This is a genomic window from Chromobacterium aquaticum (genome assembly GCF_021129195.1).
In the GTDB taxonomy this organism is placed as follows: domain Bacteria; phylum Pseudomonadota; class Gammaproteobacteria; order Burkholderiales; family Chromobacteriaceae; genus Chromobacterium; species Chromobacterium aquaticum.
In genome coordinates this window covers 13,442-40,173 of sequence record NZ_JAJOHW010000021.1, presented here as the reverse complement: position 1 = coordinate 40,173, position 26,732 = coordinate 13,442, and the positions used below count along the sequence as shown (strand labels likewise).

The window sequence follows — 26,732 nt, the reverse complement described above, 5'->3', positions numbered from 1 at the left end:
GCTCAGCGGCTGGCGTTCCAGTTGGCGATGGCTTCCTTCTTGTTGTCGGCCTGGGCGCCGATGGCGCTGCAATTGCCGTTGTCCGGGTAGCGGCTGCATTGCACCCAGAAGCGGCGGGAGCCGGCCTTGATCAGCAGGGCGGGCGCGCCGCATTTGGGGCAGGGTTTCAGTGTGGTCTGCTGGGCTGGGTGCATGGCGGGATGTCCGGCTGAAACCGGCATCTTACCCCAAGCCGCCGCGTGATGGCGGCGGCTTGGGGAGGAGAGCCGTCGCCGGCGCTTAGCGCCGCGCCTTCAGCGCCGCCGCGGCGGAAACCGCCGGGTCCGCCGCCTTGACGAAGTTGGCGACATAGCCGCCCAACAGCTTATGGGTGTGGGTGGTGGGATGCAGCACGTCCCAGAACACGAAGCTGTCCGGATTGCCGCATTCCGCGCGCGGCTTCTGTTCCCAGATATAGGGCAGGCTGGCGTTGCCGGCGATGTCCAGGCAGGACTGGGTGGCATTGCTGACCTGGTACTTGGCCGGGTGATCGAGCAAGTCGTCGAACAAGGTGTTGCTGTCGAACAGGTTCAGCTTCAGCGTGCTGCCGTATTTCTGTTGCAATTGAGTCACCAGCAGCGCCAGCTTGGCGTTGTAATCGCGCACCTGCGGCGCCAGCGCGGCGGCCTTGCCGCTGGCCTGGGCCGCCGGGGTGCGGGCCAGATTGGGCAGATTCAGCACCACGATGTGACGCGCGCCGGCGTTGATCACACGCTCCAGCGCCTTGCTCTGGTCCGCGATCACCTGGTCCACGGTGCGGCCGTAGTTGAGCAGGTCGTTGCCGCCTATCAGCATGGTGAACAAGGTGTTTTCCGGCCGGTAGTTGGCCGCTTTCTGCATGTATTGCGACCAAGACTCCACCTGCTGCAGCAGGCCGGGCACCACCAGGTGCTGGTCGGCGGCGGAACCGCCTATCGCCCAGTTGTAGATCGGCAAGTTCAACTGCTCGGCCAGGTATTCCACCCACACCCGGTCATTGCTGAAGCGGCCGATGAACCAGCTCTTGGCGTTGGGCAGCTTCCACTGCGACGCGCCGTACATATTCTGAGTGTCGGACAGGCTGTCGCCGAACACGATCAGCTTGTTGACGCGCGCCGGCTGGCTGGCGCTGTCCTGGCTCCAGATGGTGTGGTTGTAGGACAGCTGGTTGTTGGCGGCGGCGTACAGCGCCACCGGCCGGCTGATGCCCTTGGCCGCCAGCGTTTTCTGGCAGACGCCGGCCAGGGTGTCCTGGGTCACGTCGCTATAGAACATATTCTTCAGCGCGACGATGCTGCCGGACCACCAGTAGCCATTGACGCGGTAGTAGTCGCCGCTGCTGGGATCCAGCGCCCAGTGATAGCTGGTTTGCGGCTTGGCGCCGTTCATGTCCAGCCGGTAATAACAGCGCAGATAGGTGTAGGTGGCGGCTCCCATCGCCACGGCCGGCTTGGTCGGCGCGGCCTTGACCTGAGCTTCGCTGAGCGGCCCGCCTGGGGACAGATAGTCCAGTTGCGGGTCCAGCTGAGCATGGGCCTGGCTGGCGGCGAACAGGCCGGCGGCGGCCAGCAGGCCGCGTAGCAGTTGAGGTTTCATTGTACTTTCCCGATACGTGATTTGAGTCAAGCTGTCTGTCGTGTGCCGTCTAGCGCGGCAGTCGCGGCTTGATGCCGTAACGGAATCTTTAAGTATCTACAGGTGAAAATAAACGGTAATTTTAAGATATGCGTAAAAATGCCATATGGCTGAATGGCTGTGGTTTTTTATGCAAAAACGCCCGCGCAGGGCGGGCGTTTGGCGAGATTGGATCTGGCCGCGGCAATCGGGCCGGGGCCCGCCGCCGTCAAGAGCACAGCTCAGACGCTGAGCGCGACGATCTTCAAGGGGTGCTTGCCGTCCGGGCTGGGGAAGTCCGCGTCCGGAGTGATCCATTCCGCCGCGCGCACTTCGCGGCCGGCCTTGGCCGCGCTGCGCGTGAGCGCTTCCAGCCAGGCGTCGCCATCCACCTGCGCGACGTTGTTGCAGCAGATCAGCGTGCCGCCGGGCGCGGTGGCCAGCAGCGCCGGCTTGAACAGCGCCTGGTAGTCGTTGATCAGGTCCACCACGCCGAAGGGGCTCTTGGAGTAACGCGGCGGATCCAGGAACACCAGGTCGAACTGGCGCGCTTCCAGCTTGGGGAAGGGAGGCATTCTCTTGCCGCGCACGCGCTCGGGCTGGCCGATGCCGGACAGCTGGCGAATGGCGGCGAACACATCGCTCTGCACGCAGCGCGGGCGGGTGGCCAGCAGATTGAGCTTGGCGTTGGCGCGGCCGACGCTGAGGCTGGATTCGGCGAAGTCCACGTTCATCACGAAGCTGGCGCCGGCCTTGGCCGCGGCCACGCCGACGCCGCAGGTGTAGGCGAACAGATTGAGCACGCTCTTGCCGGCCGCCAGCTGCATCACATGGCGGCGCGCGGCGCGCAGATCCAGGAACAGCCACGGGTCCTGGCCTTTGTGGCGCGCGCGGTAATGGTAGTTGACGCCCAGCTCGCGGATGGTGCGGTCGGCTTCGGCCTCGGCCTGCTGTTCCAGCGTCAGCGCGTTGCCGATGCGCGAGTTGCCGGCGCTGCGGTCGTTGTACATCAGCGGCAGGCCGGGATGGCTGGCCTGGTAGTGGGCGCGAATCTCCGCCAGTTCGGCATCGCTCAGCGCTTGATGGAAGCTCTGCGCCAGCAGTTGCTCGCCGTAGCGGTCCACGGTCAGGCCGGGGGCGCCTTCCGCGCTGCCGTGAAACAGCCGGTAACAGTTGGTGTCTTCGGCTTGCAGCCGGGCGATCAATTCTGCACGCGCGGCTTCGGCGCGTTGCAGCAATGGGGTCAGGGAGGACATCGGGGGCCTTCGCTTGCGGTTCCGGGCCGGCTCGCCGCATAGAGGCGGGCGCGCCGGAAAATCCTTCATTGTATGCGTTGCCGCGGCCGCGCTCAAATGCATGGCCGAAAAAGGCCTTGCAAAACAACAGGCCGCCCGCGGGCGGCCTGTTGAATGGTACGGCTTGGCCGTTGGTCGGCGGTGCTTAGCGTCGCGGCAGCGCGGCAAAGCCGGCGCGGCCGTTCAGGAAGCCGTATACCTCGTCCGCCAGCACTTTATGGGTGCGGGTGGTGGGGTGCAGCGTGTCCCAGAACACGAAGCTGTCCGGATTCACGCAATTGGCGCGCGCGTTCTGGGCGCTCAGATAATTGGCGCCGGAGTCCGCGTTGATATCGAGGCAGGACTGGGTGGTGTTGCTGAACTGGTATTGCGCCGGATTGCCCAGCACCTGGTTGAACAGCGCGTAGCTGTCGAACACCCGCAGATTCAGGCCGCTGCCGTACTTGAGGCGCAGTTGGGCGGCCAGCGCGTTCAGGCGCTGGTTATAGTCACGCACCTGGGCGGCCACCTGGGTGGCGCCGGACTTGAACTGGAACACCGGCGCCCGCGATACGTCGGGCAGATTGAGCACCAGGATGTTGCGGGCGCCGGCGTCGATCAGGCTGGTCAGCGCCTGGCTTTGGCCGCTGATCACCTTGTCCACCGAGTTGTTGTAGTTCACGAAGTCGTTGCCGCCTATCAGCATGGTGAACAGCGTGCTGGCCGGATCGTAGTCGCGGGCCTGCTTCATGTAGTCCTTCCATGACTGCACCTGTTGCTGCACGCCAGGAATCACCAGCTTTTGCGTGTCCACGCCGGCGCCGCCCACCGCCCAGTTATAGACCGGCAGCTGCAGGCGGCCGGCCAGGTATTCCACCCACACCTGGCCGTTGCTGAAATGGCCGAGGAACCAGCTGTTGCGGTTGGGCAGCGTCCACATCGAGGCGTTATAGACGTTCTGGTTGTCGGACAGGCTGTCGCCGAAGGCGACGATCTTGTTGATGGCCGCGCCCTGGCCGGCCTTGTCATTGGTCCACACCGTGTAATTGAAGGACAGCTGGTTGTCGGCGGCGAACACCATCGCCGGGTTCTGCTGGATGCCCTTTTTCTGCAAGGTGCCGCGGCAGACCGATTGCAGCGTGCTCTGCGCCACATCGGTGTAATACATATTCTTCCAGTCCAGCGCGCTGCTGGACCACCAATAGCCGTTCAAGCGGTAGTAGTCGCCGCTGCTTGGGTCCAGGGCCCATGCGTAGTCGGTGGTGGGCTTGGTGGCGCTGCCGCCGGTGCGGTAATAGCAGCGCAGATAGGTGTAAGTGGCCGGGCCGGGCACCGACATCAGTTCGATATTGGCGTCGCCGCGCGCGGCGCGGCTCATCGGCGCCGGCGGCGCCGTCTTCAGCAATTGCTCGCGGCTGAGCGGGCCGGACGAAGACAGCACGTGGCTGTAGCGCGGGTCCGGCTGTATCGGTTCCTGGGCGGCGGCCTGCGCCAGCGGGCTCAGGGCAAGGCTCAGCAATAGCAGTGATTTCATTGTTGTCTCCTCGTGTGGAACGCCGCCAGGCGGCGTGAACGCGCGGCCCGGACGCTGCGCGCGGACCGCGTGTCGCCTAGGCTAGCCAAGAAAAATGAAAACCTCATGCAAATGGAATGAATGCTCTAGTTTTCGCCGCGACACTGTCGTATTGCTGCCAGTGCAGCAAAGCCGCATTGATATGCCATATTGAAATCATTCGGCCCGAGACGCCGCCGGGGCGCTTGCAGATATCGCTCTCGCGGCCGGGTTTCACCGCATGCGAGGACATGGCGATGCGACAGGCGCAGGAACTGCTGAAAACGCTGTACACGATGGCGATGATGGTGGAGGCGCGCGACGCCTATACCGGCGGGCATTTGTGGCGGGTATCGCGCTTTTGCTATGCGCTGGCCGACAGCCTGGGCCTGTCGCAGTCGGAAGTGGAGCGCATCGCGCTGGGCGGATTCCTGCATGATCTGGGCAAGGTGGGCGTGCCGGACGCGGTGCTGAACAAGCCGGACAAGCTCAGCGACGCCGAGTACGAGGTGATCAAGACCCATCCGCAAGTGGGCGCCGACCTGCTGCGCGACCACCCGCTGGCGGAACTGGCGCTGGACGCGGTGCTGCGCCACCACGAAACCCCGGACGGCCGCGGCTATCCGCTGGGCCTGCGGGGCAAGGACATCCCGCTGGCGGCGCGCATCGTCGGCATTGCCGACGCCTTCGACGCGATGACCAGCACCCGGCCGTATCGGCGCGGCATGCCCAAGGAGCGCGCGCTGGCCATCATCCGGGAAAACCTGGGCAGCCAGTTCGACAGCGAGTTGGGAGAGCGTTTCATCCAGTTGGGCGAGGCGGGCCGTTTCGACCACATCATCGGCCATAGCGAACCGGGCATTCCGCTGCAGTGCTGCCAGGGCTGTGGCCCCATCATCGCGGTGCCGCGCAGCGCGGCCGACGGCGACGAGCTGTTCTGTCCCAGCTGCGCCGGCGGCTATCGGCTGTCGCGGCGGGGTCCCAACCTGGCGCTGGAGCCGTCCGGACGCTCCAATCCGGCGCAGGCGCGCCAGCCGCGCGCCGATCCGGGCCTGATCGATGATTTGCTGCTGGGCGCGGAGCCCTTGTTGCAAATGCGCAAACCCAGCTTGCTGGAAAGGCTGTTCGGCTGAGCAGGCAGCGGGTAGGGTATGCCAGGCGCGCAATCCGCGCTTGCACTGCGATACCAATGGTATAACCTGGCCAGGTCCATCACCGGATCATCCGCCAGCGCGCCGCGCCCGGCCTTCTCCCGACTTTCCCCGCTTGCGCCCGCGCGCGTATGCCACGCCTGGGCCGATAGGAGCTTGCATGCATCAGCTCGATCCCGCTCTGGCCGCCTGGCTGGAGGAATACAACCGCGAATTGGCCGATCTGGTGGCCAAGGGCTACAAGGCCACCGCCATCGGCGCGCGCGAAGCGCTGGCCAATCTGACCCGGCAGATGGTGACGCCGGGGCCGGACATCGCCTGGGTCAACGACGAACTGGTGCCGGGCCGCGACTACACCGTGCCGGTGCGCATCTATCACCCGGATCCCAAGCGGCCGCTGCCGGTGCTGGTATTTTTCCACGGCGGCGGCCATATGGTGGGCAGCGTCAGCGTCTACGATCCGATTTGCCGCCGCCTCGCCGCCGCCAGCCGGCACGTGGTGGTGTCGGCGGAATACCGGCGCTCGCCGGAAAGCCCGTACCCGGCTGGCCTGCAGGATGCCGCCACCGTGGCCAAGGGCGTGTGGCAGGCGCTGGACGCGCGACAACTGCCCTATGTGCGCCAGCTGTCGCTGGCCGGGGACTCCGCCGGCGGCGCGCTGACCTCCAGCCTCAGCGGCCTGGGGCAGTACGATGCGTCCTTGCAGATCAAGCGCCAAGTGCTGATCTATCCCAGCGTCGATTACACGCTGAGCCAGCCTTCGGTGGACGAGAACGGCGAGGGCTATCTGCTGACCAAGGCGCGGGTGGCCTGGTATTTCGACAACTACTTCCAGCATGCGGAGAACCGTCTGCAGGCCTCGCCGCTGCACTGGGCGTTCACGCGCAAATTGCCGGACACGCTGCTGGTGTCGGCCGGCTTCGATCCGCTGCGCGACGAGGACTTCCTCTATGTGGACAAGTTGCGCGCGGCGGCGGTGGAGGTGGAGCACCTGCACCTGGACGGCATGGTGCATGCCTTCCTCAATCTGGAAGCCATCGTGCCGGACGCCTGCCGCATGGTTTACCAGCGCATCGGGGAATTCCTAAACCGTTAGAACCTGTTCAAGGTCTGCTGCGTTCGTGAAGCGTTACACGGTGAGTACAAGCTCAAAATGCTCATGTGCCACGACTACATTCCGCTTTTTCGCTCGTTTTCGCCTTGTCTCGCTCTTGCTTGCGAGACTTTGAACAAGCCCTAGCGCCGCGCCGCAGGCAAAACCAAACCGCCGCCGGGGAGAACCGGGCGGCGGTTTTTTTTATCGCATCATGCCGTTGGCGTACTGACAGGCGTCGCTTGGGGCGCGGCGCGCGATATCAGCACAATGGCAAACGTGACAGAGCAGGAAAGCTCAATAGTTTTCCGGGCAGAAGTGACGTTCGACCAGTTCGATCAGGATGTGCAGCACCTTGATGTGCAGCTCCTGCACGCGGTCGGCGAACTGGCCGCCGGGCGTGTTGACGTAGACGTCGGCCAGCGGTTCCAGCCGCGTGCCGGCGCGACCGGTGAGAATCACCACCTTGACGCCCATTTCGCGCGCCACTTGCGCGGCGTTGATGATGGTCTGGCTGTTGCCGCTGGTGCTGATGCCGATCAGCACATCGCCGGCGCGGGCGTGGCTTTCCAGATAGCGCGAAAACACGAACTCGTAGCCGTAGTCGTTGGCGACGCAGGTCATGTGGCTGGGGTCGGAAATGGCGACCGCGGCCATGCCGCGGCGGTTCTTGCGGTAGCGGCCGGTCAGTTCCTCGGCGAAATGCATGGCGTCGCACATCGAGCCGCCGTTGCCGCAGGAAAAGATGCGGCCGCCCGCCGCCAGGCTGGCGATCAGGGTTTGCGCGGCCGCGTCGATGCTGGCCAGCGCCTCCGGATTGGCCAGCAGATTGGCCAAGGCGGTTTGCGCCTCGCCCAGGCTGGCTTCGATGTGTTGAATCATGGTTGTATCCGTTTCATGCGGTGCGGCAAAACCGCAGTTTACACCCGCTGCGCCGGGCCCAGAACCTGTTTACGATCTCGCGAGCAAGAGCGAGACAAGAGTGTTGCGGCTGAGAAAGCGGCATGTACCCGTGGTGCATGAGCATTTCGAAGACGATTTCAACGCCGCAGCGCAGCAGATCGTGAACCCGTTCTCAGCCAATCTGACGGCCGAACCAGACCACGCGGCCTATCACCTCGAACTCGCCGGTATTGCGCTGCAGATCGACGGTGAAAGTCTCGTACAAGGGATTGGCGCTGCGCACCTGCACCGCGCCGCCGGGCAAGCGCTGCAACTGCTTGACGAAGATGTCCTCGCCCATGCGGATCACGTACAGGCCCTCGCCGGGAGAGTGCTCGGCGGTGTTGACCAGGATGGTGTCGCGGTCCTCCAGCACGCCGCTCATGCTGTCGCCCTTGACGCTGATCACCGCCAGGTCCTTGGCGGAAGCGTTCAGATGGTTCTTGATCCAGTACTTGCGGAAGGCCATGTAGAACATCGGCGCCTCTTCACTGGCATTGGAACCGAAGCCGGCCGACGCCTTCAGGTTATAGCGCGGGATGAAACAGAACTCTTCATGCACATTGTCGGGTACAAAACAATCCGAATCCCGTTCTAATCTGCGCGGCGCGCTGGCGGCGGGCGCGGTGTCGTAAGGCTGGCCGCTGCCATGCAACAGCCATTCCAGCCTGCAACCGGTGGCTTCCACGATCTTGCTGGCGGTTGCGGAGCGGGGCACGCCGCCGTGGTACCACATATTGGTGAACGAGCCCTTATTGATACCGATGCGAGCAGCCCAGGCATAGGGCTTTTCCGCGCCGATCAGCGACTCCAGCCGCTGCTTGAAGTCACTTTGTTCCAAGTTTTTTTCCATATAGAACTCCATTTGGCATGCGGGCATAGCCCCGTTCTGTCATGTCAAATGACCTGTACGTTAGGTCAGGTAGTGACATCGTACTAATTGCTAGGTTTTATGTTTTGAACTAAAATAGCACTTATGTTGAGAGCTAAGTTCAAAAATAAAAAGTGCAGGTCAAGGCTAAGCAGTGACATCTTGTTGCAACAAGCGTTGATCAAGGAATTCATGGGCTTGCGTCAAAATAGAACAGTGGTTCTAAATGCCGCCTGCGTATGCTTTCAGAAGTAATTATAACTCATTTAGAACTTATCGTCTTTGTTCCGTGATTACAAGGAGATTTTGCGATGACCGTAGCCAATATCGCCCCGGCCCTGCCCGAAACCATGCGCCTGGTGGCCGAGCTGATAGGCTTGCCGCGTACCTTGCAACTGGTGCAGGCGCTGGGCGGCACCACCCTGCCCATCTCCAAGAACCAGAGCAAGGCGGGCCAGCTGCGTTTCGCCGCGCTGGTGGAAGTGATAGGCGAAGATGCCGCCTCCAGCCTGACCCATCATTTCGGCGGCGACATCCTGTACGTGCCACGCTGCAGCCAGGCATTGCGGCTGGCGCGCAACCAGCAGCTGCTGAACGACTTCGATCAATTGCTGGAGCAGGGCCTGGGCGCCAATGAAGCGGTCAGCGTGCTGGCCATCCGCTACCAGTTGAGCGACCGCATGGTGTGGCGCGTGCTGAAAACCCCCAGCCAAGAACTGCATTAAAGCCGCCGGCGCCCGCCGCGGCGCGCCGGGTCCTCGGCGCGCAAGCTTCAAACCGTCTTTCTCCTTCCTGATTTCATCCTGTTCGATTCTCGCCGGACCCGCAACAGCGGCGCGTCTCAGCCTGGCAGGGCTGCGCGCGTCGCGGGCCGGACGCGGAGCCCCGCACTTTTCGTCAACAGCAAGGAGCATTCATGGCCAGTAGAGCTATTTCCGACCTGCACCCGCAGCTGCAACCCCTGGCCGAAGCATTCGTCCGGCGCTGCCGCGATGCCGGCGTGGAGGCGCTGATCACCTGCACCTGGCGCTCCGGCGCGGAGCAGGACGCGCTGTACGCGCAAGGCCGCAGCCGGCCCGGGCCCAAGGTCACCAATGCGCGCGCCGGCCAGTCCGCGCACAACGCCATGCGGCACGGCAGCCCGGCGGCGCTGGCCTTCGACGTGGTGCCGCTGATCGGCGGCAAGCCGGTCTGGGACGCCCATCACCCGCACTGGCAGCTGATGGGCGAGATCGGCGCCGCGCTGGGCCTGAACTGGTATGGCCGCCCGGATGCGCCGTTCCGCGAGTTTCCCCACTTTGAGCTGAATTCGACCGACCTCGACAAGGAGAAAAAGTGATGCGTCTGTCCGACTTGATGACCCGGCCCGGCGGCCGCCGCCTGAGCCACTCCCGGCTATGGGCCAATATCGCCTGCGCCGCGGCCACGCTGCTGTTCGTGGTGGAAGGGCTGCGCGGCACCCTGGATGCGGAGATCTGGTTGATCTACCTCGGCATCGTCGGCGGCTACTCCGCCGGCTTGCGTCTGATCGCCGCCTGGCGCGACCGGGGCGGCCGCTAATGGCGCCGCTGCCAACCTGGCCGCGGCTGGGCGCCTGGCTGCTGCCGCCCTTGCTGGCGGCCGGCATCGCGTATCCGCTGGGCCTGCGCCACGGCGCGGACAGCTGGCGCGCGCGGCTGGCGGAACAGCAGGCGGCGGAGCAGCGCCGCCAGGCCGAGCAAGCCGAACAGGCGCAGCGGCAACTACAGGCCGCCTTGCAGCAACAACGGCGCTTGCAGCAGCTGGTCGGCGAGCAGGAGAGCCGCTTGCTGCGTCAGCAACAGGATGCGCAGCAAAGGCTGCAAGCCCAAAAACAAAGGATCGAATATGTCGTGCAACAGGATGGCGGCCGTTACGGCGGCCTTGGCCCTGACAGCCTGCGCCTCTACCGGCAAATCCTCGGCTATCCCGCCGCCGCAGTGTCCGCAGCCGACGCCGTATCTACTGCAGATTCCCATCAAACCCCCGCCGCCGATGCCGGGTTACCGGCAGCAGACCTCCTGGCCCATGCCGCCGACTACGGCGCCTGGTGTCAGCAGCTCGAACAAAGGCTGACAACGCTCGGCGGGCTGTTTTCAACCGAAGGACCACAACCATGAGCGACTTTTTCGACCGGGCCAGCGAGCTGGAAACCGAGTTCCGCGAGCAAGCGATTGCCCGCCATTACCAGCAGAGCGAGCAGACGGGCTACAGCCACTGCGAGGATTGCGGCGACCCCATTCCGTCCGCGCGCCGGACAGTGATGCCCAGCTGCACCCGCTGCGTGATCTGCCAACAACTGGCCGAAGGCTGAAAGGCGGGTTTCACGTGGAACATGACAATCTGATGGCCTTGGGCCGCATAGAGGGCAAGCTGGACATGATTGTTGCCCATCTCGCCAAGCAAGACAAAAAACTGGAAGAACTGGACAGCCGTCTGCGCGACGTCGAAGTCCAGGCCGCGCGCAGCGGCGCCTTGTCCGGCGCGGTGTCCGCGCTGGCGGTGACGCTGCTGGGCGAATTCCTCAAGCGGCTGCTGCACTGAGCGACGGCCCGCCGTTTCATCCGCCCGCCTCCGGCGCGGTGTCGAATTTCCCCCCTTCCAAACCTTGTGAAAGGAATCCAGATGTCACAAACGACGATCTGTATCAAACCGCGGCTGCCGTTCAAACCGGCGGGCAATGAGGGCATTGGCCGCGCCCGCGGCCGCAAGCCCCACTGACATCGCTCAGCTAAGCCCAAAACCGTGGGCGCGCGACAATAGCCATATCGATAAACCGCTGAATCATTGAGGAAATCATGTCCCTGCTGATCCAAGTGCAAGACGCCATCGCCGATCGCCTGCGCCAGGGCCTGGGCCGCATGGTGCGCGAAGTGGCGGCCGATCTGGACGAAACCGGTTTGTGCGGTCTGGACCTCGCGCAAGGTTCGTTCCAGAGCCGGCTGACGCCGGCGGCGGGCAGCCCCGGCCTGAATCCGCAGGCCTTGGCGCGGCTGCCGGCGCTGTGGACCGTGGCCGGCGGCATCAGCGCCTGCCAGCCCTCGGCCAGCCTGCGCCAGCGCTACAAGGCGCAGGCGCGCTTCACCGTCATCGTCGGTGATCGGCTGCAGGCGGATCACGGCTATGCCGGCGCCGGCGTCTGGCAGCTGGTCTACGCGGTGCGCCGTTTGCTGTCGGCCCAGGACTTCGGCCTGGCGGTGTCGCCGCTGATGCCCGAGCAAGTACGGCCGCTGGGCCAGGCTCAGCGCGACGGCCAGCCGTGGAGCCTGGTGGCTTGCGACTTCTCCTGCCATTGGCTGGACGAGGCGCTGGACAACGGCCACTGGCCGTCGCCGCAGGGCGAGGCCGATCCCGACCAAGTGTTCGCCCGCTTCGGCGGCCGTCTGGAAGGCCCCGCCGCCGAATGGCGCAGCACTCGCCTGGACTACAGCCTGGACGGCAAGCCGGGCGTCAAGGCCCAGGACGTGGTCAAGCAGCCGCCATCCGCCTGATTTTTCCGCAGTATCCCGCCGCGCCGTCCGGCGCGGCGCCTTTCCCCAACCGCATCAACCAGGAGCCCATATTCTATGGCCAGCCCCAACATCAGCTTCGACCAGATCCCGGCATCCATCCGCAAACCGGGCAAATACTTCGAGTTCAACACCAAGCTGGCAGTGCGCACCCTGCCGGGCAACCCGCAGCGCGTGCTGGTGATCGGCCAGCGCTTCGCCGATGCGGCCCAGCCGGCTCTGGCCGCGCTGGACGTGTTCAGCGACGAGCAGGCCGCCCAGGCCTTCGGCCGCGGCTCCTATGCCCATCTGCTGGCTCGCGCCGCCATCAACGCCAACCCCTATCTGCAACTCAGCGTGATCGCGGTTGACGACGCGGACAGCGCCGCCGCCGCCACCGGCTCCTTCACCTTCACCGGCCCGGCCATCGGCGCCGGCGTGGCCAGCCTGTTCATCGGCGGCCGCCGCATCGACGTGGCCGTGACCGCCGGCGACGACGCCGCCAAGATCGCCACCGCCGCCAAGGCCGCCGTCGACAAGCTGGCTGACCTGCCGGTGACCGCCGCCGCCGCCAAGGAAGTGCTGACCCTGACCGCCCGCCACAAGGGCGCGGCAGGCAACGCCATCGTGCTGAAAGCGCAGGAACAGATCGCCGGCCTTGGCATCACCGTGGCCGCGATGAAGGGCGGTGCCGCCGATCCGGACATCGCTCCGGCGCTGGCGGCCGTGGTTAGCGGCGGCCACCACATCGTGGTCAACCCGTTCAACAACGACACCGCCTTCACCGCGCTGCGCACCCACCTGGACTTCGTGTCCGGCCCGATGGAGCAACGCGGCGCCATCGGCGTGGTCGGCGCCGTCGGCGCGCTGGCGGAAGTCAGCGCCATCGCGTCCAAACTGGCCAGCGGCCGCGTCAGCGCCGCCTGGTATCGCGGCTCCGCCAAGCTGCCGGGCGAACTGGCCGCCGCTTACGCCGCGGTGATCGCCAGCGAGGAAGATCCGGCCCGTCCGCTGAACACCCTGGAGCTCAAAGGCCTGGACGTGGTGGAACTGGCCGCCCGCACCAGCCGCACCGAGCAGGAAAACGCCCTCTACAACGGCGTGGCCCCGCTGGAAGTGGGCCCGGGCGAACGCGTGCAGATCGTGCGCTCCATCAGCACCTACACCAAGGACGCGCAAGGCGTGGACGACGTATCGCTGCTGGATCTGACCACCATCCGCACCCTGGACTACGTGCGCCGCGCCTGCCGCGAGCGCGTGGCGCTGCGCTTCCCGCGCGAAAAGCTGTCCGACCGCACCCCGTCCAAGGTCCGTTCCGAACTGCTGGACGTGCTCTACAAGCTGGAAGAACTGGAAATCATCGAAGCGGTGGACGCCAACAAGGACGGCCTGATCGTTGAGCGCGACGCGCAAGACGTGAACCGTCTGGACGCCAAGATCCCGGTGGACGTGGTCAACGGCCTGCATGTGTTCGCCGGCCGTATCGATCTGCTGCTGTAAGCGGCAATGGGTAAACACGCGGGGTGCCGCCTTGCCCCAACGCGCTTACCCGAGTGGGCCTAGTTTTCCCCGTTAACGCTTGATCCGGCGGCCCGCTGTCAAACCGGCCGGGCCGCCCACATGAAACCGAAAAGGACATTCACATGGCTTTGAAAGAATACGCAGGTTCGATCGTACTGGAAGTCAACGGCCAGGAAATCGACGTCATCGACCTCAACGTCAGCAGCAAGACCGGCCGCAAGCTGGTGAAAACCATGAACAGCAGCGGCCGCGCCCGTGGCTTCGCGCGCGGCATCTCGGAATACGAGCTGTCCGTCACCGTCTCCATCCCGCTGTCCGGCGAACTGGACTGGGAAGCGATCGAAGGCGCCAAGCTGACCGAATTCCCGGTAGCGCCGGGCGGCAAGCGCACCAGCTACCTGGACTGCTTCACGCTGGAAGTGGGTGAGAAATACGGCGTGGAAAGCGAAGCGCGCCGCGATATCAAGCTGCTGTCGCTGCGTAAAGTAATGGAGTAATTAATTAGTTGAATGGCTCGCCCTTAAACGGGTGAGCCATCTGCATGCCCAAAGGAAATGGTATGACTACATATAACCCTGGTAAAAAATTCCGAGTTTCCAGCGAATGGTCGCCCGATAGAAAACATCCTGTGACAGGGAAGCATGAAGCACACCGTGGCCAAGATTGGGCGGCTCCCGCAGGAACAGATATACCCGCTGCCGAGGCTGGGAAGGTCGTTTTTAAAGGCAATATGAATGGTTACGGCAATACCGTAATTCTTGAGCACAACTTGAATGGCAAAGTCGTTCAGACACTTTATGCCCATATGCAGAAGCCATCGCCGTTGAAAGTGGGCGATACAGTTAAAAAGGGGCAGTCAGTCGGGCCGGTGGGTAATACAGGGAATAGAAGTAAAGGCAACCATGTCCACTTTGAAATTTTGGAAGATAGAAAATCGGGTGATGGGACGATTAAAAAAGGCCATGCTTCCACTGATCCAAGAAAATTTTCATTTCCAGATCACGGCCCCAAACCAACCGCAAACTCCACTAAAGAAGCGGAAGGTGGGGTGACTCAGATTGTAAGCTCAATTGCTGACAAAGCCACTGAGTTGAGCAAAGGGGTTCTGGGGTATTGGGGCCAAGAAAATAAAGAGGAAAAAGCAGGAAGGGGAACGGTTCAATCTAAGGGTATGCCTTTTGTTGGAGGTATTGAAAAAATAAACGCCAAAGGGGTAAGCCACTTTCAGGAAGCTGCCGCCCAAACCACGTATGGGGCTACGTTGTGGCAGGCCGAGGGTGGTGGTGCAATTGGGAAAGTTAACACATTAGGGTATGCCGGGAAGTACCAGTTTGGTAGGAATGAAGTTACGGCTGTTGGGAAGAAGCTTGGCTATGTGGATGCCAAGGGTAATTGGGTTGGAAAGAATGATATTAAAAGTAAAGCTGATTGGCTAAAAAATGGTCAGGTGCAAGATGAATTTTTAAAAGAATACACTAAATTAAATTGGCAGACTCTTCAGCGGCTGATGAAGAGGGCGAATTTGAATTTAAAAGATTATATTGGAAAGAAAGTAGCGGGCATTACTATCACAGAGAGTGGTTTGTTGGCTGCATCTCACTTAGCCGGAGCGGGCTCAGTAGGGAATTTCCTAAAATCTAATGGTGAGCGAATCGCCGTGGATGGTAGTGGGAAGAAAATGACAGATTATCTTTCCATGGGAGCAAATAAGGATGTTAGCAGCATTACCGGCAACCCCTTTGAGATTTATAAAGACATAGGGAAGCTGGATGATAAAGAGCACAAATACAATGTTGCTGGTATGTCCGGGCTTTCATATACGCGGAAAAAAGATGGGAAGAAAATTGTAGTCAAAGTAATGGAGAGTGAGAATTATCAACAACAGGCCGAGTATGCCGTTGGGAAAATGAAGGGAAGTCAAGCCGGGCCAGGGGCGGCGGCTGATACTGTTCCTCCGACAAAAGCGGAGGAGGGTTGGGTGGATTCTTTAGTAAACAATGTTGAAGGGTTTTTTACTAAGGGGGTAGAAAAAAACAAGGCAAAGAAAGCCAGTTCTCCCAGAATCGATCCTAAAAAGGCAGATCCTAAAAAGGTAGAACCTAAAAAGGTAGAACCTAAAAAGGTAGAACCTAAAAAGGTAGAACCTAAAAAGGTAGAACCTAAAAAGGTAGAACCTAAAAAGGTAGAACCTAAAAAGGTAGAACCTAATATTGCGGAAGCTAGTGGCCGCTCCGAGAGCGCTAGCCAAAAGAACGCGCTATCAGAAACTAGTCAACTGCCAACAGAGCAAATAAATATTGTCCTTGGTCAGCTCCAAGCCACCCTGTCCCAGCTCAGCAGCATGTTGTCCCAACCCATTCAAATCACCGTCGACGTCCAAAACGGCAACATCGTCGCCGCCGTCAACGCCGCCAATAGCCAACAACAAAGGAGAAGCTGATGTTCAATCTCAGTCTGTTTGCCGGTTCCGCCGCCGGCGCGCTGGTGGACGCCAGTTTCCGCGGGGTGCGTTTTGAATGCCTGCGCAGCGTGGACAGCGCCCAGCGCGACCACGCAATGCACGAATACCCCTACCTGGACGGCGCCGACGTCGAGGACCTGGGCCGCAAGGCGCGCAAGGTGTCGCTCAGCGTGTTTTTCTGGGGCCGAGATTACCAGCAGCGGCTGCGCGACTTCGTCGCCGCGCTGGACCAGTCCGGGCCGGGCGAGCTGATCCATCCGGTGTTCGGCAGCATGCCCAAGGCCCAGCTGCTGGATTACCAGATCAGCCACGAGGCCGACGCGCCGGACTCCTGCACCGTGGAAGTCAGCTGGGTGGAAGCCACGCCGGGCAATCCCTTCTTCGCCAGCCAGCAGCCCATGCAGCAGGTGGAAGCGATAGACGCCTTGGCGGCCAAGGCGCGCAGCCTGGGCGGCGAAGCCTTCGCCAAGGCCCAGGGCCTGTTGCAGAACGCCAATACCGCCTTGATCCGGCTGGGCACGCTGCGGGTGAAACTGAACGACACCGTGCGTCAGCTCGCGTCCATGGCGCAGCGCGGCATCGCCCAAGTGGTGGACCTGCTGGCCTATCCGCAGGCCTTCATCAGCGAAGTCACCTCGCTGGTCGACGACATCGCCAGCTGGCGTTTTGGCGTCAAGCTGGAAGTCTGGCCCGGCCTGTCGTGGGAAACCGAGGTGAAATGGCCGCAGGCCACGCTGGCGGACTGGAACGCGATGCGCGACCGGCTCAATGGCGTATCCAAGAAGATCGGCCGCGCGTCGGACTCCTTGAACCAGGCCGGCCAGGCGCTGGAAGTCTGGACCGCCGATGAAATCCGCATCGACGCGCTGCTCAAGCTGACCGCTTCCACCTCGCTGGCCAAGGCCGCCGCCAGCCTGTTCCACGGCGAAGCCACGCAGCCGACGCTGACGCCGGTGGCGCTGGAGCAGGTGGCCGGCGACGTGCGCGCCGCGTTGCAACAAACGATAGAACAATGGCGCAAGGCGCTGCCGGGCGAGGACGCGCGCCAAGTGATAGAAAGCCTGCGTGACCTGGGCCTGCAAGTGCAGCGCAGCGCCGCCAGCCTGATCGCCGCCAAGCCGCCCATCGTCACCCGCAAGGTGGAGTCCGCCGCCAACCTGCGCCAGCTGGCCCATCTGTGGTACGGCGACAGCAGCCGCGCCACCGAGCTGCTGCGTCTGAACCCGCAACTGGCTCATCCCAACCATCTGCAAGCAGGAGAGCTGATCCATGGCTACGCCCGCTAAGCCCGCGCCGGACAAAAACGAAGTCAGCCTGCAGATCGCCGGCAAGGCCCACCGCTATTGGACCCAGTACAGCATCGATTCCGACCTGGCGATGGCCGCCGACGCCTGGCAGGTGTCGCTGGGCCTGCCCGGCGGCGAGATGCCGCCCAGCGTGGCGCCGGGCGCCGAGGTCAAGGTGCTGGTGGGCGCGGACATCGTGCTGCAAGGCCGGGTGGACGACATCAGCCACAGCGTGGCCGCCGGCAGCCATCAGCTGACGCTGTCCGGGCGCGACCTGGCCGGCATGCTGCTGGATTGCAGCGCGCCGCTGTTCACCGGCAAGGGCATGACGCTGAGCGACGTGCTGGAAAACGTGGTCAAGCCGCTGGGCGTCAGCCGGGTGCGGGTGGATGCCAAGGCCAAGGGCCAGATCGAGAAAATCAGCGTGGACCCGGGCAATAGCGCCTGGGACGTGCTCAACCGCGCCGCCGCGGCCAATGGCCTGGCCGCCTGGTTCGATCCGGACGGCACCCTGGTGGTGGGCGGCCCGGACTACAGCGCGCCGGCCAAGGCCAAGCTGATCCTGCGCCGCGACGGCCAGGGCAATAATGTGCTCAGCCTGAGCGAAACCCGCTCCCACGCGCCGCGCTACTCGCAGCTGACCCTGCTGGGACAGGGCCATCGCCAGGCCTTGACCCCGGGCCGGCACGATCTCAAGCACCAGTCGGCGGACCCGGACGTCCCCTACCACAAGCCGCGCATCATGGTGGAGCCGGACGCCGCCAACGTCGCGGAGCTGGCGGCGCGCGCCGACAAGATACTGGCCGACGCCAGGCTGGCCGGCTACACCCTCAGCGCCACCGTCGCCGGCCACCGCAACAGCGCCGGCGAACTGTGGAAGCCCGGCCAGCGCATCCAGGTGGAAAGCGAGCCGCACGGCATCAAGGGCGGCACTTACTTCCTGATGGCGCGCACCTTCAGCGGCGGGCGCGGGCAGGGCTGCACCACCCGGCTGACGCTGAAAGAAGACGGCCGCTGGCTGCCGGTCATGCGCAAGAACTAACGGAAAGGTTGAATCCATGTGGAATGACGTAGACCAAAGAATCCGCCGCGCCTTCAGCAATGTGCGGCAAGGCTTCCGCGCGGTGCTGACCCGGGTGGACAGCAGCGGCGATGTGCAGACCGTGCAGGCCGACGCGCTGGCCGGCGAACAGCTGCAGGACGCGGAACTGTTCCAGCACTACGGCTACAGCGCCAACCCGCCGCCGGGCAGCATGGCGGTGGTGCTGCCGCTGGGCGGGCGCAGCAGCCACGGCGTGGTGATCGCCACCGAGCATGGCAACTACCGGCTGAAACAGCTCAAGCCCGGCGAAGTGGCCTTGTACAGCGACGAAGGCAGCAAGATCGTGCTCAAGCGCGGCCGGCTGATCGAAGTGGAGTGCGACACCTTCAGCCTGCGCTGCAAGAACTGGCAGGTCAACGCCAGCGAGCAGGCCAGCTTCACCACGCCCACGCTCAGCACCAGCGCGCAGCTGGTGGCCCAGGGCCAGATCAAAGGCAATAGCGGCATGGCCATCCAGGGCAGCGTCACCGTCAGCGGCGACGTGGTGGCCGGCGGCAAGAGCCTGGTGGGCCACCAACATAGCGGCGTGCACGGTACGACTAGTCCACCTTTGTAACACAAGCTTTTCGCCAACAACGCCGTTGATATCGCGCTGTTGAACGCCTGCCGGCACTGACCCGCGTCCCTTATCCCCAACCCCTGCAAACCCGGAAAATAACGCCATGGACCCTCTATTGGACCCCATCACCGGCGACTACGCCGGCGGCACCACCGACACCCTGGCCAACGCCGTTTACCTGCGGCTGATGACTCCGCTGGGCGGCTGGTGGGCCGATCCCGAACTCGGCTCGCGCCTGCACCTGTTGTCGCGCAGCAAGGACACCAGCCAGATCGACCTGATCGCCTGCCAGTACGCCGAACAAGCCCTGCAGCCGTTATTGCGCGACGGCCGCGCCCGCCGCGTCGGCGTGCAGGCGCAGCGCCCCGGCAGCGGCCGCCTGCTGCTGCTGGTTGAAGTGGAAGAAGCCGGCGGCCAGACCCGACATTTCCAACACCATGTGAGGATAGCCTGATGCCTTTGTCCACTCCGGATTTTGAAACCATACGCGGCGCGCTGCTGCGCGACCTGCAAAACCTGCGCGCCGACGCCGACGTCGGCCCCGACAGCGACTTCTTCGTGCGCGCCAGCTCGGTCGCCAGCGCGGTGGAAGGCTTGTACCAGCACCAGAGCTGGATCGCCCGCCAGATCTTCCCGGACAGCGCCGACCGCGACTACCTGGAACAGCATGCCCGCGTGCGCGGCCTCAGCCGCAAGCCGCCGGTGGCGGCCAAGGGTCAGCTCAAGCTGAGCGGCAATGCCGGCGCCAGCTTCGCCGCCGGCCTGAAAGTGCGCCTGGGCGAGCAACTCTACACCACCCAGGCCGCCGGCCAGCTGGACGCGGACGGGCAGGGCAGCGTGGCGGTGGCGGCGGACCTGCCCGGCCTGGCCGGCAACAGGCCGGCCGGCGCGGTGGCCGAACTGATGGCCGCGCCCAGCGGCCTGGCCAGCCGCGTCAGCTTCGTCAGCATGGACGGCGGCGTGGACGAAGAAGACGACGCCGCCTTGCTGGCGCGGCTGTTGGAACTGATCCGCCGCCCGCCGGCCGGCGGCAACCGCCACGACTACCGCCGCTGGGCGCTGGAAGTGCCCGGCGTGTCCGCCGCCTATGTCTACCCGCTGCGCCGCGGCCTCGGCACCGTGGACGTGGTGATCACCGCCCAGGACAACCTGCCCTCGGCCGATACCCTGGCCGCGGTGCAAGCCCATATCGAAGACCTGCGCCCGGTCACCGCCAAGAACTGCCTGGTGCTGGCGCCCACGCCGCGGCCAGTAGACATCGAAGTGGGGCTGGCGGTGGACGGCACCACGGTGCAGGCGCTGACCGAACCGCTGCGCCAGGCGCTGGCCGCCCACTTCTCCAGCCTCGCGCCCGGCAGCAAGCTGTACAAGAGCCGGCTGGAAGCGCTGATCTCCGACCTGCCCGGCGTGGTGGACCGCCAACTGCTGTCGCCGGCCACCAATATCGAACCGACGGTGAATGAGAAAACCGTGGAATGGCTGCGCCTGGGCAAAGTCACGGTGAGGGGGCTGCAATGAACCCGCAAACCCCGCATAGCGAATTGCTGACCCGGCTGCTGCCGCCCACCAGCTACAGCCCGGACGGCCCGCGCCTGCTGGCCGAACTGGGCAGCGAAGGCGCGGCGCTGGACCGCACGCAGAACAGCGCGCGGCAACTGGTGGGCGCCACCACGCCGCTGCTGGCCGAAGGCCTGCTGCCGGACTGGGAACGCGTCTGCGGGCTGGCCCCGCCGGCGGACGCGCCCTACCAGCAGCGCCAGCAGGCGGTGCTGGCCAAGCTGGCGGAAACCGGCGGCCTGTCCATCCCTTATTTCACCCGGCTGGCGGCCGGCATGGGCTACCGCATCGCCATCAGCGAACCGCAACCGTTCCGCGCCGGCATCAACCGCGCCGGCCAGCAGTTGTGGACCGCGGACATCCCCTGGGTGTGGCAAGTCACCGTGTTCGGCGCCAAGACCCGGCCGTACTTCTTCCGCGCCGGCCAGTCGCTGGCCGGGGAACGCCTCACCACCTTCGGCGACCCGCGGCTGGAAGACCTGTTCAAGGATCTGAAACCGGCTCACACCCACGTCTACTTCGCCTACCAGCCTTAAACCGCGCTCCCGCGCGGCCCCTCCCGCCGTATTCCCCTTCCCCTCACAGCCCCGCCCCCAGCGGGCGGGAGCCTGTGCTCTTTCTCTCTTTTCAGGAGCGCCTCATGCAAGAACCCATCAAGCCCATTCCCACGCCGGACAAGCTGTTCCACGACGGCAACCCGGTCAGTGGCGAACTTGGCACCATCGTCAGCGCTGAATGGTTGAACGGCATGCAGTCCGCCGCTCAGGTCACTCAGGAAGAAGTGCTGGCCGTGATCAAGGACAGCGGCCAGAGCGCCGACCCCAAGCGCCAAGACCAACTGCTGCAGGCGATCAAGCAGATTGCCTGGGGCGGCAACAACAAACCAACTACGTTGGCAGGCTATGGTATTGGCGACGCTTTGCCGTTGAAACCGGCGTTGGGTGTGGTGGATCTGAACGATATTAACGTCACGGGCCTTTATAGCCAGCGGGGGGACGCACAAGCGGCCAGTGGCAAGAACTACCCGACGCCGTATGCCGGCAAGCTGCAAGTCTATGCCGACGAGGCGATGGTGTACCAGAGCTATCAAGCCTATAACCATGCTGGTGTTTGGTATCGCTGCTGCTCTTGGTCCCGTTGGACTCCGTGGCAGAAACTGGCTGATGCCGCCTCCACGTTGGCCGGCTACGGCATTACCGATGGCGCGACCAAGGCCGAGTTGAAGGCCGCTGTCGATAGCGTGGTCAACGGCGCGCCGGGCGCGCTGGATACGTTGCAGGAGTTGGCTGCGGCGCTGGGCAATGACAAGGACTTCGCCGCCACCATCACCAACAAGCTGGCCGGCAAAGCGGATAAGGCCGATTCGCTGGCGGGTTATGGCATCAATACTTTGGCGTTGTCTACCGCGCAGACAGTGCATGTCCTGAAGACCACGCCGAATAACTACGACGCAACTATGTACAGCAGCGGCACGATGGAACTGTGTTCCACCGGCGTGGATTTCCCATCCTTAGGCCTGCATCGGCCGGGATATAGCGCAGTGGCCTTGGTGCACAAAGGCTATGGCGATGAAACACTGGTGTTGAAAGAGGCTGGGGGTGGTGAATTCCGAGTATGGCATTCCGGTAATGACACTTCTCTGATCAAGAAACGTCGCTATCGTATAGACCCGCAGGATGGCACCTCGTTGGATACTTCTATCACCGGCGGGGAGATGGGATTCAACTATGGCACCTCCAGCGGCGTTACCGGCCCGTTCATCGCCTTTGGTGGGTTGGGCGGCCAGATTGACTACTCCTGCCAACTGACGGCCGACTATCAGCGCGGAAACACCATGCGTTTTCGTACCCGCAACGACGATGCCAAGCGTTGGAACCCCTGGTATACCTTGATTCATGACGGCCACCTCACCGGGCAAGTCGCCTATTTTGCCATGGTCGATGCGCCGGAGGGCTGGCTGAAGGCCAATGGCACCGCGGTAAGCCGAACCAAGTACGCCGCTTTATTCGCGGTGATAGGCACCAGGTTCGGGGTTGGGGATGGCTCAACGACTTTTAATCTGCCTGATTTGCGTGGGGAGTTCATCCGTGGTTGGGATGATGGGCGAGGGGCGGATGCGGGGCGTGCTCTGGGGGCTTGGCAAGCACAGGATGTCCAAGCGCATACCCACCCGCAATGGTTTCCACAGCTATTGAACGGTGCGCCAGGGGGATTGGGGAATTTTGTCGGAGACCATTCCGGCCCTCAGAACTCTGTGAACGCGAGCCGGCCAATTCTGGCGAATGCTGGTCAGGAGACCCGCCCCCGTAACATCGCTCTGCTTGCCTGCATCAAGTTCTAAGGAGACCCCCATGCAAGAAATCAAAAACAAAACCGTCTACGCCTTCCACCCGCAAACCGGGGAATATTTGGGAGCCACGCAGGCAGACCTGTCGCCGCTGGAAAAAGATGTCTGGTTGTTGCCGGCTCATAGCACCGAACAACAGCCGCCGGTCGCTGCGGAACGTCAGACCGCAGTATTCCGCGATGGCAGCTGGGTGGTCATGCCGGATTGGCGTAGTACCAAACTGTGGAGCCAGCAGACCGCGCAACCGGTCCAGGCCAAGCTGGGCGAGACCCCGGACAGCTTACGCGCAACCTTGCTGGAGCCCTGCGAGTTTGCGGCTTGGGATGGCAAAGGCTGGATCATCAACAAGGCGGCCCAGGCCACCGCTTTGGCGGCGCAGATGCAGACCCAATTGAAGCTGCGCCTCGCGGAAGCCTATGCCAGCCGCCGTCCCTTGGAGGATGCGGTGGAAATTGGCGTGGCGACGGAAGCAGAGTTGGCGCGGCTGCTGGGGTGGAAGCGTTACTGCGTTGAACTGTCGCGTTTGCCGGAGTTGGCGATGTGGCCGCGGCTGGTTGAGGCGGACTGGCCGAAGCAGCCTGTCTGACTCAGGGTTTATCAATCAAAACGGCAGCCGTGCGCTGCCGTTTTTTGTTTGAGCCGTTGTGGATTATTACTGGGGTAGGGGCAAGAGCTTGTTCAATGTCCGCTGTACTTTGGAAAGACGATGGCTTGAGTATGACCTAAGCTTTGCGTCGTATATGTCTCATCCCTATTAGTCGATAGCTGTTGACAGGGTTTTGCACAGGGAAAGCCCGCTTTGGTGCTAATCTCCACCCCCCGGCCCGCCGCCGCCTTGACGCTGGGCCTAGCCCCCCTTACATTCGCCCTTGCGCTGTGACAATCCACAGCCGCGGGACTGGGAGGTCCTATTTCAGTGTGGTAGCAATCGCTAGCCAGCGATTCGCTACGTCCATGCGTCTGCCGCAAACAGGGCAGGCCATGGCACTGAGCCCCCGCAAGGGGGCTGCCGTGCACACTGCGGTCCTCCCACTTTGTCATGAGCCTGCCCACGCCTTCCGCGCGTGCCGCGCAGGCATCCTTAAGCAGATGTTTGTGGAGGCCATAATGAATATATTGAGTTTCTGCCGGCAGCACCCCTGCAATTCCCACGCCGTGAGCAAGGAGGACCTGCTATGAGCGCCAAAGCCAAGCTGGAACCCTCGCTGCTGCAGCAATTGCACCTGCAGATCAAGCAGCTGCGCGCTGTCAGCGCCGGCCATGAAGGCTGCGACGCCATTGCCGAAAACCTGGAGCAGCATTACCTCCAGGCCGACGCCGGCCTGACCCGCGGCATCGTCCATGTCCACGCCGCCAATCAGAGCCTGCACGCGATGATGACGCTGCTGCTGAACTGCCAGGAAGACCAGCAAGTCAACTGCGAGCAGATGGTGGCCTTGCTGGAACCGATCCGCCAGGAACTGCAGGCCGGTTTCAGGCAAATCTCCGAAGTGATGTAAACCCGAACCATGCCGCGGCCACCCGGCCGCGGCATGACGGCCACTGACATCCGTCCGCTGCCGCGCCCGCGGCGCTTCCCGCACAATCGTCTCCAATCATTTCAGTAACGACACCTGTCATCGGCCTATGGTCGATTCTTCATTTCCGCGGGAGGCGATTCCATGCAAGAAGCACTCAAGCCCATCAACACGCCGGACACCTTGTTCCACGACGGCAATCCCACCACTGGAGAACTGGGCACCATCGTCAGCGCCGATTGGCTGAACAAGCTGCAGCAGGCGACGCGTTCCACCCAGGAGGAGCTGATCGCGCTGATCAAGGACAGCGGCCAGGCGCTGGACGCCAACCGCAAGGACCAATTGCTGCAGGCGGTGAAAAAAATGGCCTGGGGCGGTGACAGCAAGCCGACCACGCTGGCGGGGTACGGGATTACCGATGGAGCGACCACGGGCCAGCTTAGAGCAGCGGCGCCGGCGGGAGAGGTCGCGTATTTCGCCATGCCGGTAGCGCCCGAGGGTTGGTTGAGAGCTAACGGCACTCAAGTGTTGCAAAGTACTTATCCGGGGCTTTTCAGCGCCATCGGACATCGCTTTGCTCCGATCAAGAGCGATGTGCAAGCGATGCTGCGTCTGGACGAGTTGGAAAAGTTGGCGGATTGCGCCTGGGGTTCTGCGGTTTCTACGTTTGGCGGGGCAGGGATGTCGACAGAGCAGGCCAAGTTTGGGACGCAAAGCCTGAAGACATTGGAAAACGGTGGTTACGCCAGCATGCCGCTGGCCGAGGCGTTCAACCCCAACGAGTTCACCATAGAAGGATGGCATTTTCCAAACTTCACCGGCACCGGCAATAGCAACGGTTATCAGGCGGCATGGATCATCTCCATGAATCAATCCAAAACCTGGGGAGAAATAACGATTAGCTGTGATAAGGCGAGCAAGGCCCCGGTGATATGGCTGGCAGGTGCTGAGCCTGGGTTCATTGTCGAGGCTTCTGCAGGGACTCCCGGCATATTTTCCACTTCGCGTTGGTATCACATCGCTTTTTGCTATGACGGACAAAGTTATCGTTTGTATGTCGATGGTGTTTTGACCTGGAGCTTATCCAGCACGCGGCGGGTTTTCATCGCGGATAGCACCCTCTTGTTTGGTGTGGATGGTTGCGCTCCAGGACTATCCGGCTCTTCTTCCGGCTATTACCAGGACTGGAAAGTCAGCAAAAAAAATCTTTATGCACAGCCATTCTCGCCGCCTACTGCGCTTGCGGCGTATAGAGCGGAGGCCAATCCCGGCAAATTCTATTTGCCTAACTTAAATGGCCAATTTTTGCGGGGATGGGGCGATGAACGTGGTGTTGATGGTGGGCGTTCATTTGGGGGTGCGCAATTAGGCAGTGTAGAGGCCCATAGGCACCCTAGTCTGGAATGGAGTGGAATGAGCTTCTTGGTGAATGACATAGGCCAAGGAGACTTAATTCAAGGCACTCACTTCACCGGCTACAGCCCGACCAAATATGCCGGTAGAGTTAACGTAACCGGTGTGACGGGCGGTTCTGAGACTCGCCCTCGCAACATTGCCCTGCTCGCCTGCATCAAATACTAAGGAGACCGCCATGCAAGAACGCACGCAGAAAACCGTCTACGCCTACCATCCGGAATCCGGTGAGTATCTGGGCACCACCACCGCGGACCTGTCGCCGCTGGATGTTGAGGAAACCTGGCTGGTTCCGGCCAACGCCACCGAGCAGCAGCCGCCGCAGGCGGTGGATAAGCAAGTGGCGGTCTACCGCGATGGCGGTTGGCAGCTGGCGGAGGATTTCCGTGTGCTCAAGCTGTGGAGCAAGGCCAGCGCGCAGCCGGTGACGGCAAAAATCGGCGATACGCCGGACAGCCTGCAAGCCACCGAACTGGAGCCGCCGGCCTTCGCGCTGTGGAACAAGACGGCCTGGAAAGTGGATGCCGACGCAGAGCGCGCGGCGCTGACAGCGCAGGCGCAGCAAGAGCTGCAGCAGCGCTTGGCCACGGCTTATGCTCAGCGCCGGCCCTTGGAGGATGCGCAGGAGCTGGGGCTGGCGACGGCACAGGAGCAAGGCTTGCTGAGCGCGTGGAAGCGTTACTGCGTCGAGCTGTCGCGTTTGCCGCAGCTGGCCGCGTGGCCGCAGCTGGCGGCGGCGGACTGGCCTGTGGCACCGGTCTAAACATCGAGTTTCATGCGTCAGCAAAACGGCGGCTTCGGTCGCCGTTTTGCTTTGTGGCTGGGCTCCAAGTTACTGACATCCGTCCACTGCTGACGCGCGTCGCTAAACGGCAAAATAACGGTATTGATTCACTAGCGAAGCAGGTCAGCGGGTGGTTTGCGAATCACCCGTCCGGCCCGAAGCCC

General features: G+C 63.0%; 29 protein-coding genes. 23 read left to right on the top strand and 6 right to left on the bottom strand.

The window, feature by feature from the left end:
* Positions 1 to 2: 2 nt before the first annotated feature.
* The 4 genes from LQT98_RS03410 to LQT98_RS03395 all read right to left on the bottom strand — a co-directional run bounded on the left by LQT98_RS03410 (position 3) and on the right by LQT98_RS03395 (position 4,440).
* The gene (locus LQT98_RS03410) at positions 3 to 194 is read right to left on the bottom strand and encodes a Lar family restriction alleviation protein (protein WP_048408465.1); all 192 of its coding nucleotides are present in this window, start codon (positions 192 to 194) and stop codon (positions 3 to 5) included.
* Positions 195 to 279: 85 nt separating this feature from the next.
* Positions 280 to 1,614 carry an SGNH/GDSL hydrolase family protein gene (locus LQT98_RS03405; protein WP_231461123.1) on the bottom strand — a complete coding sequence of 445 codons (1,335 nt, stop codon included), beginning with the start codon at positions 1,612 to 1,614 and terminating at the stop codon, positions 280 to 282.
* A gap of 260 nt (positions 1,615 to 1,874) precedes the next feature.
* Positions 1,875 to 2,888 (bottom strand): class I SAM-dependent rRNA methyltransferase, encoded by a 1,014-nt coding sequence (locus tag LQT98_RS03400; protein ID WP_231461122.1) that lies wholly within the window; start codon positions 2,886 to 2,888, stop codon positions 1,875 to 1,877.
* A gap of 184 nt (positions 2,889 to 3,072) precedes the next feature.
* Complete coding sequence (locus tag LQT98_RS03395; protein ID WP_231461121.1) at positions 3,073 to 4,440, bottom strand: SGNH/GDSL hydrolase family protein; 1,368 nt, start codon at positions 4,438 to 4,440, stop codon at positions 3,073 to 3,075.
* A 275-nt stretch (positions 4,441 to 4,715) separates the two neighbouring features.
* On the opposite strand from LQT98_RS03395, the gene LQT98_RS03390 reads away from it, so the two are divergent.
* Complete coding sequence (locus tag LQT98_RS03390; RefSeq protein WP_231461120.1) at positions 4,716 to 5,591, top strand: HD-GYP domain-containing protein; 876 nt, start codon at positions 4,716 to 4,718, stop codon at positions 5,589 to 5,591.
* 178 nt (positions 5,592 to 5,769) lie between these two features.
* Positions 5,770 to 6,705, top strand: a complete 936-nt coding sequence (locus LQT98_RS03385) for an alpha/beta hydrolase (RefSeq protein WP_231461119.1) — start codon at positions 5,770 to 5,772, stop codon at positions 6,703 to 6,705.
* Positions 6,706 to 6,999: 294 nt separating this feature from the next.
* Here the strand turns inward: LQT98_RS03385 and LQT98_RS03380 are convergent, their stop codons facing one another.
* Together LQT98_RS03380 and LQT98_RS03375 are read right to left on the bottom strand one after the other, a co-directional pair.
* Complete coding sequence (locus tag LQT98_RS03380) at positions 7,000 to 7,584, bottom strand: SIS domain-containing protein (protein ID WP_231461118.1); 585 nt, start codon at positions 7,582 to 7,584, stop codon at positions 7,000 to 7,002.
* Positions 7,585 to 7,777: 193 nt separating this feature from the next.
* A complete protein-coding gene (locus LQT98_RS03375; RefSeq protein ID WP_197081374.1) occupies positions 7,778 to 8,497 on the bottom strand; it encodes a S24 family peptidase in 720 nt (239 codons plus the stop codon).
* A 329-nt stretch (positions 8,498 to 8,826) separates the two neighbouring features.
* Here LQT98_RS03375 and LQT98_RS03370 point away from each other — a divergent pair, with 329 nt between their 5' ends.
* From LQT98_RS03370 to LQT98_RS03270, 21 genes are all read left to right on the top strand, one after another.
* Positions 8,827 to 9,240 carry a Mor transcription activator family protein gene (locus LQT98_RS03370; RefSeq protein ID WP_048408461.1) on the top strand — a complete coding sequence of 138 codons (414 nt, stop codon included), beginning with the start codon at positions 8,827 to 8,829 and terminating at the stop codon, positions 9,238 to 9,240.
* A gap of 191 nt (positions 9,241 to 9,431) precedes the next feature.
* Positions 9,432 to 9,854 (top strand): M15 family metallopeptidase, encoded by a 423-nt coding sequence (locus LQT98_RS03365; RefSeq protein WP_048408460.1) that lies wholly within the window; start codon positions 9,432 to 9,434, stop codon positions 9,852 to 9,854.
* A complete protein-coding gene (locus tag LQT98_RS03360) occupies positions 9,854 to 10,075 on the top strand; it encodes a hypothetical protein (RefSeq protein WP_048408459.1) in 222 nt (73 codons plus the stop codon). The genes LQT98_RS03365 and LQT98_RS03360 overlap by 1 nt, the downstream gene beginning before the upstream one ends.
* On the top strand, positions 10,075 to 10,653 hold the full coding sequence (locus LQT98_RS03355; protein ID WP_231461117.1) for a hypothetical protein: 579 nt from the start codon (positions 10,075 to 10,077) through the stop codon (positions 10,651 to 10,653). Before LQT98_RS03360 ends, LQT98_RS03355 begins: the two co-directional genes overlap by 1 nt.
* Complete coding sequence (locus tag LQT98_RS03350) at positions 10,650 to 10,847, top strand: TraR/DksA family transcriptional regulator (RefSeq protein WP_048408458.1); 198 nt, start codon at positions 10,650 to 10,652, stop codon at positions 10,845 to 10,847. Before LQT98_RS03355 ends, LQT98_RS03350 begins: the two co-directional genes overlap by 4 nt.
* 14 nt (positions 10,848 to 10,861) lie before the next feature.
* Entirely contained in the window at positions 10,862 to 11,077 is a 216-nt protein-coding gene (locus LQT98_RS03345; RefSeq protein WP_048408457.1) for a hypothetical protein, read from the top strand.
* Positions 11,078 to 11,331: 254 nt separating this feature from the next.
* Entirely contained in the window at positions 11,332 to 12,024 is a 693-nt protein-coding gene (locus tag LQT98_RS03340; RefSeq protein WP_048408456.1) for a DUF1834 family protein, read from the top strand.
* A gap of 75 nt (positions 12,025 to 12,099) precedes the next feature.
* Positions 12,100 to 13,521, top strand: coding sequence for a phage tail sheath C-terminal domain-containing protein (locus tag LQT98_RS03335; protein WP_231461116.1), 1,422 nt, complete (start codon positions 12,100 to 12,102; stop codon positions 13,519 to 13,521).
* Positions 13,522 to 13,664: 143 nt separating this feature from the next.
* Complete coding sequence (locus tag LQT98_RS03330; protein WP_048408454.1) at positions 13,665 to 14,039, top strand: hypothetical protein; 375 nt, start codon at positions 13,665 to 13,667, stop codon at positions 14,037 to 14,039.
* A gap of 62 nt (positions 14,040 to 14,101) precedes the next feature.
* Entirely contained in the window at positions 14,102 to 15,982 is a 1,881-nt protein-coding gene (locus tag LQT98_RS03325) for a M23 family metallopeptidase (protein ID WP_231461115.1), read from the top strand.
* Complete coding sequence (locus LQT98_RS03320; protein ID WP_231461114.1) at positions 15,982 to 17,289, top strand: DNA circularization protein; 1,308 nt, start codon at positions 15,982 to 15,984, stop codon at positions 17,287 to 17,289. Before LQT98_RS03325 ends, LQT98_RS03320 begins: the two co-directional genes overlap by 1 nt.
* On the top strand, positions 17,273 to 18,331 hold the full coding sequence (locus LQT98_RS03315) for a phage baseplate assembly protein (protein ID WP_048408451.1): 1,059 nt from the start codon (positions 17,273 to 17,275) through the stop codon (positions 18,329 to 18,331). Before LQT98_RS03320 ends, LQT98_RS03315 begins: the two co-directional genes overlap by 17 nt.
* 16 nt (positions 18,332 to 18,347) lie before the next feature.
* Positions 18,348 to 18,947 carry a phage baseplate assembly protein V gene (locus LQT98_RS03310; protein WP_231461113.1) on the top strand — a complete coding sequence of 200 codons (600 nt, stop codon included), beginning with the start codon at positions 18,348 to 18,350 and terminating at the stop codon, positions 18,945 to 18,947.
* Positions 18,948 to 19,053: 106 nt separating this feature from the next.
* On the top strand, positions 19,054 to 19,404 hold the full coding sequence (locus LQT98_RS03305; protein WP_048408449.1) for a phage GP46 family protein: 351 nt from the start codon (positions 19,054 to 19,056) through the stop codon (positions 19,402 to 19,404).
* A complete protein-coding gene (locus tag LQT98_RS03300) occupies positions 19,404 to 20,468 on the top strand; it encodes a baseplate J/gp47 family protein (protein WP_048408448.1) in 1,065 nt (354 codons plus the stop codon). Before LQT98_RS03305 ends, LQT98_RS03300 begins: the two co-directional genes overlap by 1 nt.
* Positions 20,465 to 21,043: a YmfQ family protein gene (locus LQT98_RS03295; protein WP_048408447.1), complete on the top strand. Its 579-nt coding sequence runs from the start codon at positions 20,465 to 20,467 to the stop codon at positions 21,041 to 21,043. The genes LQT98_RS03300 and LQT98_RS03295 overlap by 4 nt, the downstream gene beginning before the upstream one ends.
* 104 nt (positions 21,044 to 21,147) lie before the next feature.
* A complete protein-coding gene (locus tag LQT98_RS03290) occupies positions 21,148 to 22,848 on the top strand; it encodes a tail fiber protein (protein ID WP_231461112.1) in 1,701 nt (566 codons plus the stop codon).
* A 10-nt stretch (positions 22,849 to 22,858) separates the two neighbouring features.
* On the top strand, positions 22,859 to 23,440 hold the full coding sequence (locus LQT98_RS03285; RefSeq protein WP_231461111.1) for a tail fiber assembly protein: 582 nt from the start codon (positions 22,859 to 22,861) through the stop codon (positions 23,438 to 23,440).
* A 589-nt stretch (positions 23,441 to 24,029) separates the two neighbouring features.
* Entirely contained in the window at positions 24,030 to 24,353 is a 324-nt protein-coding gene (locus tag LQT98_RS03280) for a hypothetical protein (protein ID WP_048411291.1), read from the top strand.
* Between the two features lie 162 nt (positions 24,354 to 24,515).
* Positions 24,516 to 25,952 carry a tail fiber protein gene (locus tag LQT98_RS03275; RefSeq protein WP_231461110.1) on the top strand — a complete coding sequence of 479 codons (1,437 nt, stop codon included), beginning with the start codon at positions 24,516 to 24,518 and terminating at the stop codon, positions 25,950 to 25,952.
* Positions 25,953 to 25,962: 10 nt separating this feature from the next.
* A complete protein-coding gene (locus tag LQT98_RS03270) occupies positions 25,963 to 26,547 on the top strand; it encodes a tail fiber assembly protein (protein WP_231461109.1) in 585 nt (194 codons plus the stop codon).
* The last annotated feature ends 185 nt before the right edge of the window (positions 26,548 to 26,732 follow it).